The organism is Aeromicrobium sp., assembly GCF_036676885.1.
GTDB lineage: Bacteria > Actinomycetota > Actinomycetes > Propionibacteriales > Nocardioidaceae > Aeromicrobium.
The window spans coordinates 1-3,441 of sequence record NZ_JAKFCB010000092.1 but is presented as its reverse complement, the minus strand read 5'-3'; the positions used below and the strand labels follow the sequence as shown (position 1 = coordinate 3,441).

3 protein-coding genes are annotated in these 3,441 nt (G+C 69.0%); 1 reads left to right on the top strand and 2 read right to left on the bottom strand.

Annotated elements, in window-relative coordinates:
* Nucleotides 1–1,115 (bottom strand): acyl-CoA dehydrogenase family protein (locus V6M46_RS04865; RefSeq protein WP_332662650.1); only part of this gene is annotated, 1,115 nt, incomplete at its 3' end.
* A 125-nt stretch (nt 1,116–1,240) separates the two neighbouring features.
* Between V6M46_RS04865 and V6M46_RS04860 the strand changes: the two genes are divergently transcribed.
* Nucleotides 1,241–3,016, top strand: a complete 1,776-nt coding sequence (locus V6M46_RS04860; RefSeq protein ID WP_332662651.1) for an acetyl/propionyl/methylcrotonyl-CoA carboxylase subunit alpha — start codon at nt 1,241–1,243, stop codon at nt 3,014–3,016.
* Between the two features lie 31 nt (nt 3,017–3,047).
* Here the strand turns inward: V6M46_RS04860 and V6M46_RS04855 are convergent, their stop codons facing one another.
* Complete coding sequence (locus V6M46_RS04855; protein WP_332662649.1) at nt 3,048–3,422, bottom strand: hypothetical protein; 375 nt, start codon at nt 3,420–3,422, stop codon at nt 3,048–3,050.
* Between the last annotated feature and the right edge of the window lie 19 nt (nt 3,423–3,441).

The window sequence follows — 3,441 nt, the reverse complement described above, 5'->3', positions numbered from 1 at the left end:
GACGTGCCCTCGCCGATCTCGAGGATCTTGGCGTCGCGGTAGAACCGCGCGACCGGGTACTCCTCCATGAAGCCGTAGCCGCCGAACACCTGCGTCGCGATGCGCGTCGCCGTCACGGCGGACTCCGAGGTGTAGAGCTTGGCGATCGCGGCAGCCTGCTTGAACTCCTTCGCCGGCGCACCGGCATCCTTCAGCGCGGCGGCCTGGTAGGTCAGCGCACGTCCGGCCTGCGCCATGACGGCGAGGTCGGAGATCTGGAACGCGACCCCCTGCTTGGTGCCGATCGGCACTCCGAACGTCGTACGCTCGCCGGCGTACTGGACGCACAGGTCGAGGCACGCCTGGATGCAGCCGACCGCGAGGGCGGCGATCGCGACGCGGCCGTCGTCGAGCGTCGCGAGGAACTGCGCATAGCCGCGACCGCGCTCGCCCAACAGGTGGTCCGCCGGCACCCGGGCGTCGACGAACGACAGCGGGTGCGTGTCGGAGATGTGCCAGCCGAGCTTGTCGTACGCCGGTTCGACCACGAAGCCGGGCGTGCCGGACGGGATGACGATCGTCGACAGCTCCGGGGTGCCGTTCTCGCGCGTCCCGGTGCGGGCCGTGACGGTCACGAGCGACGTGATCTCGCTGCCGGAGTTGGTGATGAACTGCTTGGCGCCGTTGACGACCCATTCGTCGCCGTCGAGCTCGGCGCGGGTCTTGGTGGCGCTGGCGTCCGAGCCGGCACCCGGCTCGGTGAGGCCGAAGGCGGCGAGCGCCTGACCGGCGACGAGGTCGGGCAGCCAGCGCTCCTTCTGCTCCTGAGTGCCGAACGTCAGGATCGGGTTGATGCCAAGGCCGACGGCCGCCTCGAGCGTGATGCCGATGGACTGATCGACCCGGCCGAGCTCCTCGATCGCGACGCAGAGGCTCGTGAAGTCGCCGTCGGCGCCGCCGAACTCGTCGGGAGCGGTGAGCCCGAACAGCCCGAGGTCGCCCATCTTCTTGACCAGGTCGATCGGGAAGTGGTGGTCCTTGTCCCACTGCGCCACGTGCGGCGCGACCTCGGCCTCGGCGAATTCACGGACGCTGCGGCGGAAGGTCTCGTGCTCACGGGACAAGGCGAAAGTCATGTCCGAATGTTAACAACCGTTAACCTGGCGGCACAATGGGATACCTCCACGTAACGAACCTCATACGACTGCAACAGTGGTAACGCCCTAGACTGCGGCGAGCAGCCGTGTCGGACGAGGAGAGCATTTCAGTGAGCAAGCCCCTGGCCAAGGTCCTGATCGCCAACCGCGGAGAGATCGCGGTTCGGGTGATCCGCGCGTGCAAGGACGCCGGCATCGGCAGCGTCGCGGTCTACGCGGAGCCCGATCGCGATGCGGTGTTCGTACGCCTTGCCGACGAGGCGTACTCCCTCGAGGGCTCGACGCCCGGCGACTCGTACCTGTCGATCGAGAAGATCCTCGCGATCGCGGAGCGCTCCGGCGCCGACAGCGTGCACCCGGGCTACGGCTTCCTCGCCGAGAACGCCGGCTTCGCGCAGGCCGTCATCGACGCCGGGCTGATCTGGATCGGCCCCCCGCCCGCGGCGATCGAAAGCCTCGGCGACAAGGTGCAGGCCCGCCACATCGCGCAGAAGGTCGGCGCGCCCCTGGTGCCCGGCACCAAGGACCCGGTCAAGGACGCCGCTGAGGTGCGCGCGTTCGCCGAGGAGTACGGCGTGCCGATCGCGATCAAGGCCGCGTTCGGTGGCGGCGGTCGCGGGCTCAAGATCGCGTACACGCTCGACGAGGTCGAGGAGAAGTTCGAGTCGGCCGTCCGCGAGGCGGTCAGCGCGTTCGGTCGCGGCGAGTGCTTCGTCGAGCGCTTCGTCAACAAGCCCCGCCACGTCGAGACCCAGTGCCTGGCCGACCAGCACGGCAATGTCGTCGTGGTGTCGACCCGCGACTGCTCGCTGCAGCGCCGCCACCAGAAGCTCGTCGAGGAGGCCCCCGCGCCGTTCCTGACCGACGCGCAGGTCAAGACCCTCTACGACTCGTCCAAGGCGATCCTCAAGGAGGCCGGCTACGTCGGCGCCGGCACGTGCGAGTTCCTCGTCGGCACCGACGGCATCATCAGCTTCCTCGAGGTCAACACCCGCCTGCAGGTCGAGCACCCGGTCTCCGAGGAGGTCACCGGCATCGACCTGGTCCGCGAGATGTTCCGCATCGCCGCGGGCGAGGAGCTCGGCTACGAGGACCCCGAGGTCCGTGGCCACTCGATCGAGTACCGCATCAACGCCGAGGACGGCGGCCGCGGCTTCCTGCCCGCGCCCGGCACCCTGACGAAGTGGGCTCCCCCGTCGGGCCCCGGCGTGCGCATCGACGCCGGCTACGAGGAGGGCGAGACGATCCCCGGTGCGTTCGACTCCCTCGTCGCCAAGCTCATCGTGTCCGGCACGAGCCGCGAGCAGGCGCTCGCGCGGTCGCGCCGTGCGCTCGACGAGTTCGTCGTCGACGGCATGCCGACCGTCATCCCGTTCCACCGCTCGGTCATCGACGACCCCGCTTACGCCGCGCCTGACGGCAACTTCGAGGTCTACACGACCTGGATCGAGAACGAGTACGACAACCAGCTCGAGCCGTATGCCGGAACGTCCGAGACCGCCGAGCCCGCCGAACGCGAGCGGGTGACGGTCGAGGTGGGCGGCAAGCGCGTCGAGGTCGTGCTCCCCGGCGGACTCGGCGCCTCGGCCGTCGCGTCCGGCGGTGCCAAGAAGGCGAAGCACTCCCGCAAGGCATCCGGAGCTGCCGCCAGCGGCGACTCGCTGACCGCGCCGATGCAGGGCACCGTCGTCAAGGTCACCGTCCAGGAGGGTCACACCGTCGCGGCGGGTGACCAGATCCTGGTCGTCGAGGCCATGAAGATGGAGCAGCCGATCAACGCCCACAAGGACGGCGTCGTGACCGGCCTGACGATCGAGGTCGGCGCCACCGTGACCTCCGGCGAAGTCATCGCCGAGATCAAGGAAGCCGCAGCCGAGTAGGCAACCGCCCCAGCGAGGCCGAGCTCGGTCCCTACGCCATCTTCGGGGGTGGGGCGGTGTCGACCTCGCCATACGCGATGCCGGCTGCCCACACGATCAGCGTGACGCCGAGCCACGTGCCGACGCCCTCGATCGCGAAGCCGCTGGCCGGCACCACAAGGTCGGTCAGCAACAGCCCGAGCCACGTCAGCACCAGGCCGCCGGCGATCGTGTAGCCGCGGACGAACCGGTTGACCGTGTTGATCACGACACCGCGCAGCACGACGGTCAGCGCCGTGAACAGGATGACCGCCACGACGAACCAGCCGAACTCGATGTTGAACTGATCGAAGATCCAGGCCGCCAGTGCCAACGATGCGGTGTTGGCGGCAGCCGAGATCGCCACCGACTTGAGAAGAGCGGTCATGCGTCGAGTATCCCAGACC